A 17309-nucleotide genomic window follows, 5' to 3' on the forward strand; every position below is an offset into this window, starting at 1 on the left:
CATGATTCGCGACGCTGTTAAGAGTGCCCAGGTCACTGCCATGAAAGCCGGGGAGAAGGATCGGCTGGCCGCCGTGCGCCTGATCCTCGCGAAGCTGAAGGACCGGGATATCGAGCTGCGTATCGCTTCGAATGTGCCGGATGACGATGTGGTCGTGGTCGAAGTGCTGCAGAAGATGGCCAAGCAGAGGCGCGAATCCATCGAGATGTTCAAGAATGGCGGGCGCGATGAACTGGCCGCGAAGGAACAGGCCGAGCTTGACGTGATCGAAAGCTTCCTGCCGCAGCAGCTCAGCGAGGATGAGACCAGGGCCGCGATCGAAGGGATAAAGGCTGAAGTGGGCGCGGCGAGCGTCAAGGATATGGGCAAGGTCATGGCTGTGCTGAAGGAACGGCATGGGTCGGTGATCGACATGAGCAAGGCCAGCGGGCTGGTGAAGGCGGCTCTGACCTGATCGGGCTCCGGCTCGACATTGGCATGGGTTCCGGCATAATCGGATGATGGCGTTCTGGACCTACATGCTGCGATGCTCGGACGGGCGCTATCATACCAGGCATGCCGGCAATCTGGAGCATCTGATCGGGCGGCTCGAAACGAACGGGTGTGGAGGAAATAGACCCGCGCATGAGGATATGCAGCAAGGATGAGCCTATCCCCCGCCTTTCTCGATGAATTGCGCGCCCGAACGTCGCTCTCCACCCTGATCGGGCGGACGGTGAAGGTGCAGAAGGCGGGCCGCGAGTATAAGGCCTGCTGCCCCTTCCATAATGAGAAGACGCCCAGCTTCACCATCAACGACGAGAAGGGCTTTTATCATTGCTTCGGCTGCGGTGCGCATGGGGATGCGATCCGCTGGATGACCGATCAGCGCGGCCTGCCCTTCATGGAGGCCGTGAAGGAACTGGCGCAGACGGCGGGGATGGAGGTCCCTGCCCCCGATCCTCGCGCGGCAAAGCGAGCGGAGCAGGCCAAGGGGCTGCACGACGTCATGGCGGCGGCGCAAAGCTTTTTCGAGGAGCAGCTAGGCGGGATCGAGGGCGCGGAGGCGCGGGCCTATCTCCAGAAGCGGGGAATGAGCGCAACGACCGTCAAAAGTTTTGGCTTCGGCTTTTCGCCTGACGGACGCGGGCGGCTCAAGGCCGCGCTCAAGGATTTTGGCGAAGCTTTGCTGATCGAAGCCGGGTTGCTGATCGATCCTGATGGAGCCGAGCCGGACGACGGCAAAATCAAAAAGCGCGACAGCTATGATCGCTTCCGGGGTCGGCTGATGCTGCCGATCCGGGACATTAGGGGCCGCGTCATTGCCTTTGGCGGGCGCATCCTTGGCGCGGGCGAACCCAAATATCTGAACTCGCCCGACACCCCGCTCTTCGACAAGGGGCGGACGCTCTACAATATCGACCGCGCCTCGCCGGCCAGTCGCCAGAAGGGACGGATCATCGTCGTCGAAGGCTATATGGACGTGATCGCGCTGGCGCAGGCGGGTTTTGGCGAGGCGGTGGCCCCGATGGGGACAGCGCTGACCGAGCATCAGATTGAGCGGCTGTGGAAAATGGCCAACGTGCCGATCCTTTGTTTCGACGGCGATTCGGCGGGGCAGAAAGCGGCGATCCGGGCAGCGACGCGTGCCTTGCCCATGCTGCAACCGGGGATGAGCCTGGCCTTCGCGACCTTGCCGGGCGGACAGGATCCCGACGACCTGATCCGTGCCGAGGGATCTGCGGCCATGGAGGCCGTGTTGAGCGCGGCCGAGCCGTTGGTCGAACGTCTGTGGAAATATGAGCAAGCGGCGGCCCCTCTCGACACGCCGGAACAGAAGGCCGCGCTCAAGCAGCGGCTCTCCGCCATCACCGACGCCATCGCGCATCCCGATGTGCGGGCGCATTATATCCATGCTTTTCGCGAGCGTTATGATGCGTTGTTCTTTGCGCGGGCGCCTTTTCAACCCCGGCATCAACGTGGTGGTGGCGCGCGCTCCGGCTGGCAACGGGATCGGCGGGGCAATTGGAAGCCACCTCTTCCACCCGCCGGAAACGAGGCTCGGGCGATCGGTGCAAGCGGCATGGAACAAAGGCTTTTGCGCGCCGTTCTCGCCAGTCTCCTGCGGCATCCGGAACAAATCGCGCTGCATCGGGAAATGCTTTCAGGCTTGCGAATCGCTGACGCCGCCCTGGCGGAATTGCTGAACGTGATGATCGCGGCCTCATTCGGCAAAGAAACAGTTGAAACCGGTGGCCTCCTTACCATATTGGGGCAAGGTGAAGTGTATAATATGGCGAAGGGGATGCTTCGGGCCGACACGTTCACATTCACCCCCCACAGAAGCAAGACCGACTCGGATCGCGTGCAGCGCGATCTGGATGAGGTCATTGGGGAAATTGCGCTAGGGCCGGAGCTCGAATTGAATTTGGCTGAAGCCACCCGGCGGCTGATGGAAGATGTGAACGAAGAGAATCTGACTGCTCAACAGCAGGCTCTGACCGCTCATCGGAACCATCTGGCTCGCATAGCGGAACTGGCGCAGCCCGAAGATATTGTTTGATTAGATCGCCCCTTTTCGGGTCGACGCAGTTAAGGCGAATAAATGGCGAGCAAGGCGAACAGCAAGGGTGCGGGCGAGGAACAGGATACCGGCGATGCGCCGCTGCTGGATCTGAATGAAGCGTCGGTAAAGAAGCTGATCGCCCGCGCCAAGAAGCGCGGCTACATCACCTATGACGAGCTGAACGACGCTCTGCCGCAGGACCAGATGTCCTCCGAGCAGATCGAGGACATCATGTCCGCGCTCAATGAAATGGGCGTGAACATCGTCGAGAATGAAGAAGCCAGCGAGGATGGCGACGACAGCCGAGACGACAGCGATGACGACAGCAGCGATGACAGCGCTGAAGACGATGGCTCGCCGCGTCCGGTAGCCGAGAAAAAGAAAGAGACCGTCGATCGCACCGATGACCCGGTGCGCATGTATCTGCGCGAAATGGGCGCGGTGGAACTGCTCAGCCGTGAGGGCGAAATCGCCATTGCCAAGCGGATCGAGGCCGGTCGCGACACCATGATCCTGGGGCTGTGCGAAAGCCCGACGACGTTCAACGCGATCATCGAATGGTCGACCGCGCTCAACAATGGCGAGATGCAGTTGCGCGAGATTCTCGATCTCGACGCGATGCTGTCCAAAGATCCGGCTCCGGAAAATCTGGAGGAAGGCGCCGAGGACGATGATGGCGAAATCAGCGAGAAGACCGCTGGCCCCAGCTTCAAGGAAGAGGAAGAGCCGGAAGAAGAATCCGCCGACGCCGATGAGGATGAAGACGGCCTGACCGAACGCCGCACGCGCCGGGTGGAAGAGGAAGAAGAGGAAGACAACACCCTCTCCCTTGCCCAGATGGAAGAGACTCTGAAGCCCATGGCTCTGGAGAAGTTCGCGACCATCACCGAGATTTTCCGCGCCTTCTCGAACGCGCAGGAAACACGCATGATTGCCATGGCGATCGGTGAGACGCTGAGCCAGAAGGAAGAGGACGATTATCAGGAACTGCGCGAGCAACTGACCGCCGAGGTCGAGAGCGTCCAGTTCCACCAGCAGAAGATCGAATATCTGGTCGACCAGCTCTATGCCTATAACCGGCGCCTGACCGCGCTGGGCGGGCAGATGCTGCGCCTGGCCGAGCGCCACAAGGTCAGCCGCAAGGACTTCCTCGACCGCTATGTGAACCATGAGCTGGATGACGGCTGGATGGACAGGGTGTCGGGGCTCGACAAGAAATGGGCCGCCTTTGCCGCCGCCGAGGGCCGCGCGGTGGAGCGTATCCGCACCGAGGTCAGCGAAATCGCGCAGGCGACCGGCATGTCCTTGAGCGAATTCCGCCGCATCGTGAACATGGTGCAGAAGGGCGAGCGCGAGGCGCGCATCGCGAAGAAGGAAATGGTCGAGGCGAACCTGCGTCTCGTCATTTCCATCGCTAAAAAATATACGAACCGCGGCCTGCAATTCCTTGATCTTATTCAGGAAGGCAATATCGGCCTGATGAAAGCGGTCGATAAATTCGAGTATCGGCGCGGCTACAAGTTCAGCACCTACGCCACTTGGTGGATTCGTCAGGCGATCACCCGCTCGATCGCGGATCAGGCGCGGACCATCCGTATTCCGGTCCATATGATCGAGACGATCAATAAGCTGGTCCGCACCAGCCGCCAGTTCCTGCACGAACAGGGCCGCGAGCCGACTCCGGAGGAGATGGCCGAGCGCCTGTCCATGCCGCTGGAGAAGGTGCGCAAGGTGATGAAGATCGCCAAGGAACCGATCTCCCTCGAAACCCCGATCGGTGACGAGGAAGATTCGCATCTGGGCGATTTCATCGAGGACAAGAATGCGATCATCCCGGTGGATGCCGCGATTCAGGCGAATCTCAAGGAAACCGTCACCCGCGTGCTCGCCTCGCTGACGCCGCGTGAGGAACGCGTGCTGCGCATGCGTTTCGGCATCGGCATGAACACCGACCATACGCTGGAGGAAGTGGGCCAGCAGTTCAGCGTGACCCGCGAACGCATCCGCCAGATCGAGGCGAAGGCGCTGCGCAAGCTCAAGCACCCCAGCCGCAGCCGCAAGATGCGCAGCTTCCTCGACCAATAGAGGCGTTTTGACAGGAGAAGGTGCCTCGGCAGGCCGAGGCTTCTACGGGTAAGGGCGCCTCGGCAGGCCGAGGCTAAGGCGCGGTAAAATGATCCAAAAGGGCGGTTTTCGGGCCGCCCTTTTTTCATGGCGTAAACTCCTCTTTTACCTCGTCTCTCTAGGGTCGTTCCGATGATGCCTCGCCAGCACCGGGGCCCAGGGGAAGATGATGAGCGAAGCAGCACCGCGCTACCAATTTGGCGATGTATCGCAGATTTTGGAGGCCGTCGTGGCCGCCGATGGCACCGCCGGTCATGGCTATACCAGCGGCGCCCGCGCAAGCTTCGGGCCGAATGCGACGCTGTCACTGCCCGATCTGGCGGACGGAGCCTATTATCTTTGCCTGCTCCATGGCCGGCATCCAGGCGTCATCGACCATGCCGCCACGCGGTCGGCCGACAATGCGGCGCGCGGCTGGCTGATCCAGGCGGCGGATGCCTTTGCGCGGGAACGGGCCTATCTGACGCAGGTGACGGTCGCGGTCGGCCCCGCCCCCAGCACCGCAGGACAAAGCGATTGCGAAACGGTCGTCAGCCAGCAGCGCCACGCGCTCGACATGCTGGCGCAATCGGACCGTCGCGGCTGCGCCATGGGCGCGGCGATCGCGCTGGTTCTCGATTGGCGGGCCGTGCGCCACATTCTGGATATCGCCGCGATCCGCGTCGGACTGGAACCCCATGTCTGCGACCTGCCGGACCGCGCAGCGACGCTGGAGGTTGCCCGGGAAATCGGCGGGGATGATGCGATCAATCGCGCCATCCTGTTCGGAGCGCGCCAATTGCTCAACCAGCATCGCGGGCTTTGGGACGTGCTTCAAGCCCGCGCAAAGATCCGCGCCGGCAAAGACCAAGTCTTGAATCGCGCATAAAGGCTTTGCGCTCCATCCCTGCTTTGCCATAGTTGGGCCAGTGCAAGCAGGATGAGTGAACAAGAATATGCGGTTTGAAGGCACGCAGGATTATGTCGCCACCGATGATCTGAAGGTGGCCGTCAACGCTGCGGTGTTGCTTCGCCGCCCCCTGTTGGTGAAGGGTGAACCGGGCACCGGCAAGACCGTATTGGCGCAGGAAATCGCCACGGCTCTCAATGCTCCACTGATCGAATGGAACGTCAAGTCGACGACCAAGGCGCATCAGGGATTGTATGAATATGATGCCGTGGCCCGGTTGCGCGACGGCCAGCTTGGCGATCCACGCGTCCATGAGATCGGCAATTATATCCGCAAGGGCAAGCTGTGGGAGGCTTTTACGTCCCCCACTTTGCCCGTGCTGCTGATCGACGAGATCGACAAGGCCGATATCGAATTTCCCAACGATCTGTTGCAGGAACTCGATCGCATGGCCTTCCATGTCTATGAAACGGGCGAGACGGTGGCGGCGCAGGAACGGCCGGTCGTCGTCATCACATCCAATAATGAGAAGGAACTGCCGGACGCCTTCCTGCGCCGCTGTTTCTTCCACTATATCAAATTCCCTGACCGGGAGACGATGCAGGCAATCATCGACGTGCATTTCCCCGGCATCCAGAAAATCCTGGTCAACCGCGCGTTGGAGATTTTCTACGAAATCCGGGAGGTTCCGGGCCTCAAGAAAAAACCCTCGACCAGCGAATTGCTCGATTGGCTGAAGCTGATCCTGGCCGAGGACATGCCGCTCGACGTGTTGCAGGACCGTGATCCCACCAAGGCGATCCCGCCGCTCCATGGCGCGTTGCTCAAGAACGAGCAGGACGTCATGATGTTCGAACGGCTCGCCTTCATGGCCAGAAGGCAGGGACGCTGAGGCCATGGCGCATGGTGCGGGTTGCCTGTGCGGACAGGTCCGGATCAGCATCGACACGGAGCCCATGGCGGCGCGCATGTGCTGGTGCCGGCTCTGCCAATATCTGGGCGGCGGGTCGGGGACGGTGAATGTCTGCTTCCCCTCCGACAAAGTGACGACCACGGGTGAGGTGCGCTGGCATCATGCCGTCGCGGACAGCGGCAATGCGATGCGTCGCGGTTTCTGTCCTGAATGCGGCACGCCTCTGTTCAGCCTGGCCGAATCGCGTCCGCACCTGACCTTCATCCGGGCCGGAGCGCTGAACGATCCCGATCTTCTGGCCCCTCAGGCGGTCATCTGGACCGATGCGGCCCCCGCTTGGGCGCATCTGGACCCGGATCTGCCCCATTATCCGGCACAAATTCCCCCGGTCGCCTAAAAGCCCGCTTGCGCAGACCCTGCATTTCGGCTCAACCTTCCTCCTGACATTCCAAGCCGCGAAAAGACGGTCAAGAATAGGGGAAGGATGCCAATGCCCAAGCGTGCGTTGTCCTTTTTATCGGCGGTGCTGGCCTTGTCAGCGCCTGCGCTCGTGCGCGCCGCCGAGGAACGGGAAGCCTGGACACCGACTGCCACAACCCTGCGCGCCAATGCCGCCGGAATCAGCATGTCGCAAAGCGTGGCAGGCCTGTCGCTATCCAAGAGCGGGGAGGTTTCCAACGGCGGCAAGGGCATCGACAATTACGCCCAATATCTGTCGGATGATGGCGCGATCCAGGCGACGCTCTATGTTTATCTGCCGAGCTATGCCGACGCCTCCCTCGCCGCCTATATGACGGACAAGGCGGTGATGGAGCGTTTCGGCGCCAGAACGCATCGCACCGCTTATGCGGCTGTGGCTGTGGCGGGACATGCCGATGGCGCGATCCGCGCCGTTTATGACGATGCGGCGGACGGCGCGCTCACGACTGCGGCAGCTTTCCTGCATGCGGGGCGCTGGGTGGTGAAGCTGCGCGTCACCGGGCCGACGGAACGCCGGAAGGAAGTGCTGGCCGGACTGGATGGCATGCTGGCCGGCCTTCGTTTCGACAACCCGGTCTCCATCCATGCGACAAAGCCGGCGCGACTGGCTGCGTGTCCAGCCAATGATGGCGGCGATGCGCGACTGACCACGCGAACGGTAGCTGAGCCAGCCGATATTTCCCTCCCGCGTGAAGGGCAGGCACCGCTCTGCGTGCGGGGAAAGGTCGATACGGCTGAAGGCAGCTACGACATTCTGCAGCAGGCGGGCGCGGCAGACGGCGCGATTATCGTGCCGGTGGACGATGCGGGCACGGTGGTGGCGTTCGACCCGGCGAAAGCGGGCCGGGGCTATCAGCTTTCGATCCATTCGGTGGGTCAGACCGATCTCTACGGCATCTATGACAAGGTGCCGAGCGCCCGGCAGATCGCTCAGATATTGGACGGAAAGGATCCCCAGACCGCCCAGGCCGGAGCAACCGCCGATTACGCCGCCAATGGCGAGATGACGATGCGGACGGCGGACACGAAGCTGCGCTAGAGCAATTTCCAATCAGATGGAATCATCTGATGACTCGGAAATCGCGTAAAACAAGGAATCTAGGGCGTAGTGACATTTTAGGGATTCACGTCGTCGCCGATTTGTGATTCACCACTGGCTTTTGGAGGCTGGTGTGGAAGGCGAAGTGCTTCGGGACGATCAATGGGAGCGGCTGCGTGAGTTCGTTCCGGGGGGACGCAAGGGCAAGCGCGGCCCGCGCAGTAACGGGCGTTTGTTTCTCGATGCGTTGCTTTGGCTGGCCCGGTCAGGCGGACGCTGGCGTGATCTGCCGGAGAAGTTCGGCCCCTATCAGACGGCCAAGCGGCGTTATTATCGCTGGGTCCAGCAGGGCGTGATCGACCGGATCTTCGAGGCCGTGTCGGATGATCCCGACATTGAGTGGCTGGCGATCGATGCGACTGTGATCCGCGCTCAGGCCCAGGCGGCTGGGGCACGGGTTAAAAGGGGGGCGCTCAAGCCCAGGCTCTCGGCCGCTCGCGAGGAGGGTTCGGCACCAAAGTACACGCCGTAGTCGATGCACTTGGCTTGCCGATCCGCTTCATCCTCGGCCCCGGTCAGCAGAACGACATGGCACCCGCCCATGATCTGATCCGCGGCATCCCGGCCGGCAAGGTTCTGGCTGACCGCGCCTACGATGCCGACAGCCTGCACGACCTCATCTACGAGCAAGGCGGCGAACCGGTCATCCCGCCTCGCCGCCATCGCAAATATCAGCATCCCTACGACCGCATCGCCTACAAACACCGCTGGGGCATTGAGGGCTTCTTCGCCAAGCTCAAACAATGGCGACGCATCGCCACCCGCTATGACAAGCTCGCCGCAAACTTTCTCGGCTTCGTCAAACTCGCCAGCATCATGCTATGGCTCAAATGATTAAATCGTCACTACAACCTAGAGCGGTTGATCCGATGCAATCGGATCGCAAACCGCTTTAGAATTTAAATGAGATAGCCGACTTCATAAAGTCCCCAGCGCCGACCGCCGAACATCAGCGGCACGAATACGCTGCGCAGCGCCCGATAGCGCCCCTCGCCCAGATCCTGGCGGTAGGTGAACAGGAAGAAGTCCCCTTCCCCATCCAGTGCGCGGCGGGTCTGGCTGTCCATGAATATCTGGCGGTTGCGTGCATGTTCCATGTTCCAGCGCGTCTGGCCGGGCCGCTGCGACTGGCTGCGCGCACTGATATGGGTGGGCAGATAGCCGTTCATGTCGATCAGGCAGCAGCCGACGATCGCGCTGTCCTGCGCCGTCCGCCGGTCGAGCAAGGGCCGCACGAAGCGGTCGGCAAAGGCGGTGAAGCCATTTTCATATTGCGCCGGTTCGGAACCGGGCAGCGGCCGGTACGCGGTGTCGAACAGGCCGGCCATGTCCAATTGCCCCTCGGCCAGCGCCTGCTCGATCAGCGCCTGCATCTCTTCGGCGCCCTCTTCGGCCATGGCGATATAGCGGCTGTTGCGCGTGACATGACCGCTGTGCGCGGCGGTGTTGAGCATCGCATTCGCCATCCCCTCCAGACCTTCCAGATGGCCGCGCGCGGTTTCGACGCGGGTGGCGCTTTCCGTCGAGGAACGGCTGAACCGGGCAAGACCCTGCCGCAGCGCCGCCACATCGCTGTCGGCCTCATCCGTGCAGGTGACGATCGTGTCGGACCGTGCCCCGAATTGCGTCACCAACGAGGCGATTTCGGCCATGCTGATCCGGAGCGTGTCGATATGGGAACCGACGTCGCGGCCACGCAGGATATTGGCCTCCACCCCGCCGATCAACTGGCGCGCGTCGCGATCGAGCTGACCCAGCTTGTCTCCCACGGACGCGGCGGACTCCCCCGCCTGCCCGGCCAGCCGCCGGATTTCGTCCGCTACCACGGCAAAACCCTGGGTCGCTTCTCCGCCCCGCGCCGCCTCGATCGCCGCATTGACGCCCAGAAGCCGGGTCTGGCGGGCAATGGCGCCGAGCTGATCGGAAATGTCGCCCACCGTTTCGATGACGTCCAAAAACTGGCGCAAATGCCCTTCCAGTCCCGTCACATTCTCGATGAGTTCCGTGATCTGCCCCAGCGAACGCCCGATGGTTTCGTGTCCCTGAGCGATGATGGTTCCGGCCCGGCGCGCGGTGAGGCTGAGTTCCTGCGCCGCCAGCACGCTTTCATTCTGGCTGATCGCCAACGTTTCCATGGTCGATTGCAATTCGACCAGATGCGCGGAATCGGCCTGGATGCGCCGCGTCAGTTCCCCCAGGAAGCCCGCCGTTTCGCTGCATTGCAATGCGATGTCGCCCGATCGCTCCCCCAGATCAGTCAATAAATCCCCGTTTTCCAATGATCGCCGCCCTATTCCGCCCGATATGGATACTGCCTTGTTAACGATGCATTGCAACACTTAACATTCCGACAACGCCGCGGAGCTTGCATACTCGGCCAAGCTGACGGACAAGGGCGCCGTCATGATGCTCAATTTCCTCGACGCGCTGCGTGCTGCCGGCATCCCCGCCAGCATCAAGGAACATCTGCTGCTGCTGGAGGCGCTGGATCGCGACGTGATCGGGCAGCGGCCGGAGGATTTCTATTATCTCGCCCGCGCCACCTATGTGAAGGATGAGGGGCTGATCGACCGCTTCGACCAGGTGTTCGCCCGCGTGTTCAAGGGCGTGCTGGGCAATGAGGGCGTCGAGGCGGAAATCCCCGAGGAATGGCTGCGGCTGGTGGCAGAGAAATTCCTCAGCGCCGAGGAGATGGAGAAGATCAAGTCGCTGGGGAGCTGGGACGAGATCATGGAGACGCTGAAGAAGCGGCTGGAGGAGCAGAAGGAGCGTCATCAGGGCGGCAACAAGTGGATCGGCACCGGCGGCACGTCCCCGTTCGGCCATGGCGGCTACAATCCCGAAGGCGTGCGGATCGGCGGCGAAAGCAAGCACAAGCGCGCCATCAAGGTGTGGGAAAAGCGCGAATTCGCCAATCTGGACAATCAAAAGGAACTGGGCACCCGCAACATCAAGGTGGCGCTACGGCGGCTGCGGCGCTTTGCGCGGGAGGGCGCGGCGGACGAGCTGGACCTGGACGAGACGATCCGGGGCACGGCGCGGCAAGGCTGGCTCGACATCCGCATGCGGCCCGAGCGGCACAATGCGGTGAAGCTGCTGCTGTTCCTGGATGTCGGCGGGTCGATGGACCCGTTCATCACGCTGTGCGAGGAGATGTTCTCGGCGGCGACCAGCGAATTCAAGAATATGGAATTCTTCTACTTCCATAACTGCCTCTATGAAGGCGTGTGGAAGGATAATAAGCGGCGCTTTTCGGAACGGACGCCGACCTGGGACATCCTTCACAAATATGGGCATGATTATAAGGTGATCTTCGTCGGGGATGCGGCGATGAGTCCCTATGAGATCAGCCATCCCGGCGGATCGGTCGAACATATGAACGATGAGCCGGGCGCGACATGGTTGAGCCGGGTGCTGCACACCTATCCCGCCGCGATCTGGCTGAACCCGTCGCAGGAGGCGCATTGGGGCTATAGCCAGTCGACCAAGATCATCCGCGAGATCATGAACGGGCGCATGTATCCGCTCACGATCGAGGGGATTGACGACGCGATGCGGGAGCTAACCCGGAAGCGGTGAGCTGCGGCGGCTAAGATGCGGATCAGAATTTCACGCTGACCATGGAGCCCAGACCATAGTCGGCGGCGCCTTTGCTGAGGCCGCCGGTGCCATAGAGGGTGAAGATCAGCTTTTCCGCGACCGGCGTGCTGAAGGCGCCGAACAGTTCCCGGCTGTCGCGGGCGAGGTCGCTGGTGGATTCGCGATAGTCGTAGGAGACGATCAGCGCCGATTTGCCCAGCATCACGCTTGCGCCGCCCGATGCGGTCCAGGCGTTGTGCAGATCGAAGCCCGAAGGGTCGCCGGGCATGCGATAGCCCACATTGGCAAAGGGCGTGACGATGCCGAAGCTTTTGGAGATTTCCGCCGCGACCGTCACATCCGTCTTGCCGGTGCCCAGCGCCTTCGAGCGCGAGGCGGTGGGGAGCTTGACGCGGGCTGAGAAGTCTAGACCGAAACCGAGCTGTTCCTCCGGAATCTGGTAGCCGACGCCCAATGTCAGGTCGCCAAGGCCGCTGCGGGTGGTGCGGGGGGCGTTCGGATCGATGATGACGCCGCCCGATCCGCCGCCGACGATCGCGGACGATCCGTTGATGCGCAGCCATGGCAAGGTCGCGGTGAAACGAAGCGGGCCGGTGCGATAACGCAGGCTCATCGGCACGACCCATATATGGGTGTCGGAGCCGGTGCCGTAATCGCCACTGCTATAGTCGACGCCAGTGATCGCGGTGAGACTGCCGCCTGTAGATAAGGCTGTGGATAAAGCTGTGGACGGTTCTTCGGCCTGCACGGTTTGCGGGCCGCTTTGCGCCGCGATTTGCGCCGGCGCGGGCGTGGCGGCCATGACCATGCCGGCAGCGACCAGCTTCATGGTCCCTTTCATCGATTTCCCCTCCATATGCCAAGCAGGGCGAGCCTTTGATGGGCCCGCCCTTCACTCTTCATGCTTGGGATGCGATCAACTGCCGCGGGTCGAACGCGCGGTTTCCTTGACCGACGTGGCCGTTTCGCGGGCAGCGCTCGCGTTGGCGCGGGCATCCTGCGCAGCGCTGCGGGTTTCAGCGGCCGAGGAGCGCGCTTCGGTCGACGCGGTACGCGCATCCTGCGCCGCCCTCGTGGCGCTCTGCACATCCTGCAGCGTGCCTTTGACATTGGCGTCCTGCAAGGTGCCTTTCACATTGGCATCTTGCAGCGTTCCCTTCACATTGCTGTCCTGAAGGGCTCCCTTGACGCCGCTATCCTGCGCCTGCGCGCCCGTGGCGGCGGTCAGGACGGCAAGGCCGATGAGGGGAAGGGTAAATCTGGTCACTGCGACTCTCCTATGTTGTGACACCCCCGGGCGCTTCCGGTTCGAAGGCCCGCCCTGTATGTTGCTGATTTCTTTCCGGCGTGGAATCGATCGAAAGAATTAGTTTCGGGAAAATCGAAATGACCATGCGCCGATGCAGCTTTATCGACCGAAATTCATCATGTTTTTCGGCAGGATAGAAGAATGGGCTGATGCTGTCCTGAGGTTCGCTCTGTCGGATTATCAGGTGATATGTGCAAAATGGGCGACAAAGGGCGTGTGGATTGGCGGGAATGGGTGGAAGGTGGACGGTCTGCTTCGTACGGCTTTTCTTGAAGCGCATCGTGCTCCTGCGAAGGCAGGAGCCCAGTTCCTACGGTGCGATGATCCACAAGCGGCGGAACTGGGTTCCTGCCTTCGCAGGAACACGTTTCACTTAATGGCTTGCATTGGCCAATTCGAGCCGTCGACAGTCTAAGCCGGTTCGAAGAGCACGCCGCCCGTCATGGGCTGCGGCGCGCCAGTCGTGCCGGGGAAGCTGATCGGCAGGCCTTTCAGATGACGAACGGCCATATAGGCAAAGCCTTGCGCTTCAAGGGCGTCGCCGTCCCATCCCAGTTCGTCCACAAGGCGGACCTCCGTGCCGGTATAGGTCGCCAGCATCCGCATGAGCGTGGCGTTGTGGCGGCCACCGCCGGCGGCATAGATATGTTTCGGACGTTCCGGCAGATGGTCGAGGGCTTTGGCGACGGCTGCGGCGGAAAAGGCCGTCAGGGTTGCCGCGCCGTCCTCCAGAGAGAGGGCGCGCGTGGCGTCGATGGTGAAGGCTTCCCGGTCTATGCTTTTCGGGGGCGCGGCGGCGAACCAGGGGTCGGAGAGCATGGACGCCAGCCGCGCTTCGTCGATTTTGCCCCTGGCAGCCGCGGCGCCATTTTCATCGAAGCTGCGGTCGCTATGGGTCTGCATCCAATTGTCGATGAGGCCGCTCGCCATGCCGGTGTCGAAGGCGACAATCTCGCCGTCGGAGGCGATGGCGGTGATATTGGCGACTCCGCCCAGGTTCAGGACGGCGACCGGCTTGGGAAGATCATAGGCGAGAGCACGGTGATAGACCGGAAGCAGCGGAGCGCCCTGCCCTCCCGCGGCGACGTCGGCGCTGCGCAGGTCCGCGACAACGCGAATGCCGAACGCGCCTGCGAGGGCGGCGCCATCCCCGATCTGCCAGGTCCAGCGGCGTTCGGGGCGGTGGGCGACGGTATGGCCGTGGAAGCCGATGACGGCGATGTCTTGCGCGATATGGCCAGTGCGGGCGAGAAGGTCGGAGACGGCCTCGACATGGAGTTCGGTCAGTTCTTCCTCGACCGCGTGGATCAGGGGTTCGAAGCCGGGCTTTTCCATTGTCATGGCACGCTGACAGGCTTCGGCCAGGCGCATGCGGAAGCCGTCGCCATAGGGCATCGCGTGGAAGGCGATGCCTCTGCTGGCGCCCTCGCCGTCGGTTTCGATCAGCGCGGCGTCTATGCCGTCGCGCGAGGTGCCCGACATCAGGCCTATTGCCAGCATGGGGTGACTGTCTGTCATGGCCTGTCCTGCTGCCCCTAAAATGCGGAGAATCAACTTTGGCGTGACTATCAACATAATGGTGACGATGACAAACCGCGATGCTAAGGGCGCCGCACTATGACCAGCTACTCATCCGATCTGCTCCGCCTGCTCGAAACGCGCGGCTACATTCATCAGTTGACCGATGCGGAGGGGCTGGACGCCCTGGCCGCCAAGCAGATCGTACCGGGCTATATCGGCTTCGATCCGACGGCGCCTTCGCTGCATGTCGGGCATCTGGTGTCGATCATGATGCTGCGGCAGTTGCAGAAGGCCGGGCACAAGCCGATCGTTCTGATGGGTGGCGGCACCGGCAAGATCGGTGATCCGAGCTTCAAGGACGAGGCGCGCAAGCTGCTGACCACCGATCTGATCGCGGAGAATGTCGCGAGCATCAAACGGGTGTTCGAGCGCTTCCTGACCTTCGGTAACGGGCCGACGGACGCGATCATGCTGGACAATGCCGAATGGCTGGACAAGTTGGAATATATCCCCTTCCTGCGGGATATCGGACAGCATTTCTCCGTGAACCGGATGCTGAGCTTCGATTCGGTGAAGCTGCGCCTGGATCGTGAGCAGTCGCTGAGTTTCCTCGAATTCAACTATATGATTCTCCAGGCCTATGACTTTCTGGAGCTGTCGCGGCGGTCGGACTGCCGGTTGCAGATGGGCGGATCGGACCAGTGGGGCAATATCGTCAACGGCGTCGAACTGGCCCGGCGCGTGGACGGGACTCATGTGTTCGGCCTCACCACGCCGCTGCTGACCAACGCCGATGGGACCAAGATGGGCAAGACCGTAGGCGGCGCGGTCTGGCTCAACGAGGATCAGCTTTCCAACTATGATTATTGGCAGTTCTGGCGGAATACCGCCGATGCCGACGTCGCGAACCGGCTGAGGCTGTTCACCGACCTGCCGATGGATGAGGTGGAGCGGCTGGCTTCGCTTCAAGGGGCGGATATCAACGAGGCGAAGAAGATTTTGGCCAATGAGGCGACGGCGCTTTGCCGGGGCGCCGATGCGGCGGCCTTGGCGGCTGAGACGGCGCGGCGGACCTTTGAGGAGGGCGCATCGGATGCCAATCTGCCGACCGTCAGCCTGGGGGCCGAGGGGCTGAATATCGTTCAGGGCACGACGGCGCTGGGCTTTGCCGCCTCCAACAAGGAAGTGCGGCGCAAGCTTTCCGAGGGCGCCATTCGCGTGAATGGCGAAGTGGTCAGCGATCCTGCTCTGGCGCTGAAACCGGGCGACAAGGTCAGCTTCGGCGCGAAGAAGCATGGGCTGGTAACCGCCTGAAATCAAAAGAGCGTATATGGCGCGTTAACCAGATGAGGTAAGGAAGGGGCTATCTTCCTTACCTTATCCTGCGGGCATGCCTTCGATGTTCGCAAGCCTCTCTCATCTGAACCAGTCGCGGGATCCTGCCGTCAACCAGCGACGCGCACAGCGCGATCTGGTCGATATGGTGAGCCATATCACGGCGCAGGGCCGGACCCATGGGACGCGGATCATCAATATCTCCGCGCTGGGACTGATGTGCCGGACCGAGGCGCAACTGGCGATCGGTGAGCGGGTGACGATTTGGCTGCCGGTCGTAAAGGATCATGCCGGGGAAGTGCGCTGGGCCGAAGATGGCCGCATAGGTGTCGAGTTTCTGAAGAAGATCGAGCCGCACGTCTATGACGCGATGCTGTCCCTCATCCCGCCGCGGCAGACGGCCTGGTAACGGCTTCCGCAAACCCCTCCCCTGCTTCCAGACGCTGACGCGACCGGACCAAGGCCTGCGGCATGTGCGTGCGCAGGAAATTCATCATCGCTTCGCGCACTTCACAACGCAGGTCGAAGGCGGTGCCGGCGTTGCGCGCGCTCAGCAGGCCGCGTAGCTCCAGCGCGTCGGCACGGTGGTCGGTGACTTGCAGGATCGCGACGCGGCCGTCCCAGCGGCTGTTGGACTGGACCGCCTCGATGAATTTGGCGCGGATCGGCTCTATGTCCGTGGCGGGATCGACATAAAGAAAGACGGTACCGAGCAGATCCGACGTCCTGGTCGTCCAGTTCTGGAAAGGCTTTTCCAGGAAATAGGAGACGGGGACGATCAGGCGGCGGTCGTCCCAGATGCGGATCACGACATAGGTGAGCTTGATGTCCTCCACCCTGCCCCATTCGCCCTCCACGATCAGCACGTCATCCAGGCGGATGGGTTCGGAAAAGGCCATCTGGATACCGGCGATCAGGTTTTTGAGCGCTGGTTGGGCTGCTGCGCCCACCGCGAGGCCCGCAAGACCTGCCGAGGCCATCAGGGTGACGCCTACGGTGCGGACTCCTGGGATCATGATCAACATCAGCGAGAGGATGAGGAAGCCGATGATGCACTGCGCCACGCGGTAGAGGATGCGGATGCGGGTGTGCTGGCGGCGGGCCTGGAGATTATCCTCGACGGTGATGTCGCTGCGGCGTTCGAGGAAAATGCGGCCTGCGCGCATGGCCGCGAAGATTAGCCAGCCGTTGAGGAGGATGAACAGCATTTTCGAGCCGATCGACCAGATCGCCTCGACATTGGGACTGAAGGTCAGGGGCTGGATGCCTGCGGCGAGCGTCATCAGGACGATGATCCAGCGGGTCGGCTGGTAGATGGCCGGGAGGATGATCGGCTCTATGCGCATCCGGCGAAATATGCGGGTGGCTGTCCAGTAGGCGAGCCAGTGGAAGAGGAAGGCGGCGACCACCGACAGGGCGATGGAGATCGCCGCCATCGGCGTGATGTGGTGCAGGCTGATGTCCGATTGCATGATGCAAGCAACGGCTTGGCGG

Annotated in this window: 16 protein-coding genes; 11 read left to right on the top strand and 5 right to left on the bottom strand. The window is 62.0% G+C overall.

From position 1 onward, the window contains the following. Position 1 precedes the first annotated feature (1 nt). The 8 genes from VVT58_RS05675 (at position 2) to VVT58_RS05710 (ending at position 8884) form a co-directional block, all read left to right on the top strand. Positions 2-454, top strand: coding sequence for a GatB/YqeY domain-containing protein (locus VVT58_RS05675; RefSeq protein ID WP_327754420.1), 453 nt, complete (start codon positions 2-4; stop codon positions 452-454). A gap of 189 nt (positions 455-643) precedes the next feature. Next, entirely contained in the window at positions 644-2542 is a 1899-nt protein-coding gene (gene dnaG / locus VVT58_RS05680) for a DNA primase (protein ID WP_327754421.1), read from the top strand. Positions 2543-2584: 42 nt separating this feature from the next. Beyond that, positions 2585-4630 (top strand): RNA polymerase sigma factor RpoD, encoded by a 2046-nt coding sequence (gene rpoD / locus VVT58_RS05685; RefSeq protein WP_066557224.1) that lies wholly within the window; start codon positions 2585-2587, stop codon positions 4628-4630. A 208-nt stretch (positions 4631-4838) separates the two neighbouring features. Beyond that, positions 4839-5537 (top strand): DUF6975 family protein, encoded by a 699-nt coding sequence (locus VVT58_RS05690; protein WP_327754426.1) that lies wholly within the window; start codon positions 4839-4841, stop codon positions 5535-5537. Positions 5538-5604: 67 nt separating this feature from the next. After that, entirely contained in the window at positions 5605-6450 is an 846-nt protein-coding gene (locus VVT58_RS05695) for a MoxR family ATPase (RefSeq protein WP_066561703.1), read from the top strand. 4 nt (positions 6451-6454) lie between these two features. After that, a complete protein-coding gene (locus tag VVT58_RS05700; protein ID WP_327754422.1) occupies positions 6455-6868 on the top strand; it encodes a GFA family protein in 414 nt (137 codons plus the stop codon). A 93-nt stretch (positions 6869-6961) separates the two neighbouring features. Then, a complete protein-coding gene (locus tag VVT58_RS05705) occupies positions 6962-7990 on the top strand; it encodes a hypothetical protein (RefSeq protein WP_327754423.1) in 1029 nt (342 codons plus the stop codon). A 133-nt stretch (positions 7991-8123) separates the two neighbouring features. Next, positions 8124-8884 (top strand): IS5 family transposase gene (locus tag VVT58_RS05710; RefSeq protein ID WP_351999964.1). Its coding sequence is split into 2 segments (ribosomal slippage): positions 8124-8451 and positions 8451-8884, totalling 762 coding nucleotides; the frame shifts between segments, so codons are not numbered across the junction. Between the two features lie 65 nt (positions 8885-8949). Here the strand turns inward: VVT58_RS05710 and VVT58_RS05715 are convergent. After that, the gene (locus tag VVT58_RS05715) at positions 8950-10329 is read right to left on the bottom strand and encodes a methyl-accepting chemotaxis protein (RefSeq protein ID WP_327752191.1); all 1380 of its coding nucleotides are present in this window, start codon (positions 10327-10329) and stop codon (positions 8950-8952) included. 124 nt (positions 10330-10453) lie between these two features. Between VVT58_RS05715 and VVT58_RS05720 the strand changes: the two genes are divergently transcribed. Continuing rightward, complete coding sequence (locus VVT58_RS05720; RefSeq protein ID WP_327752190.1) at positions 10454-11629, top strand: VWA domain-containing protein; 1176 nt, start codon at positions 10454-10456, stop codon at positions 11627-11629. 22 nt (positions 11630-11651) lie between these two features. Here VVT58_RS05720 and VVT58_RS05725 read toward each other — a convergent pair whose 3' ends face one another. The 3 genes from VVT58_RS05725 to VVT58_RS05735 all read right to left on the bottom strand — a co-directional run bounded on the left by VVT58_RS05725 (position 11652) and on the right by VVT58_RS05735 (position 14459). Next, positions 11652-12491, bottom strand: a complete 840-nt coding sequence (locus VVT58_RS05725; RefSeq protein ID WP_327752189.1) for a transporter — start codon at positions 12489-12491, stop codon at positions 11652-11654. A gap of 75 nt (positions 12492-12566) precedes the next feature. Further along, positions 12567-12917: a hypothetical protein gene (locus VVT58_RS05730; protein ID WP_327752188.1), complete on the bottom strand. Its 351-nt coding sequence runs from the start codon at positions 12915-12917 to the stop codon at positions 12567-12569. A gap of 453 nt (positions 12918-13370) precedes the next feature. Then, a complete protein-coding gene (locus VVT58_RS05735) occupies positions 13371-14459 on the bottom strand; it encodes an anhydro-N-acetylmuramic acid kinase (RefSeq protein WP_327752196.1) in 1089 nt (362 codons plus the stop codon). 117 nt (positions 14460-14576) lie between these two features. Between VVT58_RS05735 and tyrS the strand changes: the two genes are divergently transcribed. Further along, complete coding sequence (gene tyrS, locus VVT58_RS05740) at positions 14577-15794, top strand: tyrosine--tRNA ligase (protein WP_327752187.1); 1218 nt, start codon at positions 14577-14579, stop codon at positions 15792-15794. Positions 15795-15870: 76 nt separating this feature from the next. Next, complete coding sequence (locus VVT58_RS05745) at positions 15871-16224, top strand: PilZ domain-containing protein (RefSeq protein ID WP_066557202.1); 354 nt, start codon at positions 15871-15873, stop codon at positions 16222-16224. Here the strand turns inward: VVT58_RS05745 and VVT58_RS05750 are convergent. Then, complete coding sequence (locus VVT58_RS05750; RefSeq protein WP_327752186.1) at positions 16196-17287, bottom strand: mechanosensitive ion channel domain-containing protein; 1092 nt, start codon at positions 17285-17287, stop codon at positions 16196-16198. The genes VVT58_RS05745 and VVT58_RS05750 overlap by 29 nt on opposite strands. Positions 17288-17309 lie beyond the last annotated feature (22 nt).

The sequence above is a fragment of the Sphingobium sp. SJ10-10 genome (genome assembly GCF_036038995.2).
In the GTDB taxonomy this organism is placed as follows: domain Bacteria; phylum Pseudomonadota; class Alphaproteobacteria; order Sphingomonadales; family Sphingomonadaceae; genus Sphingobium.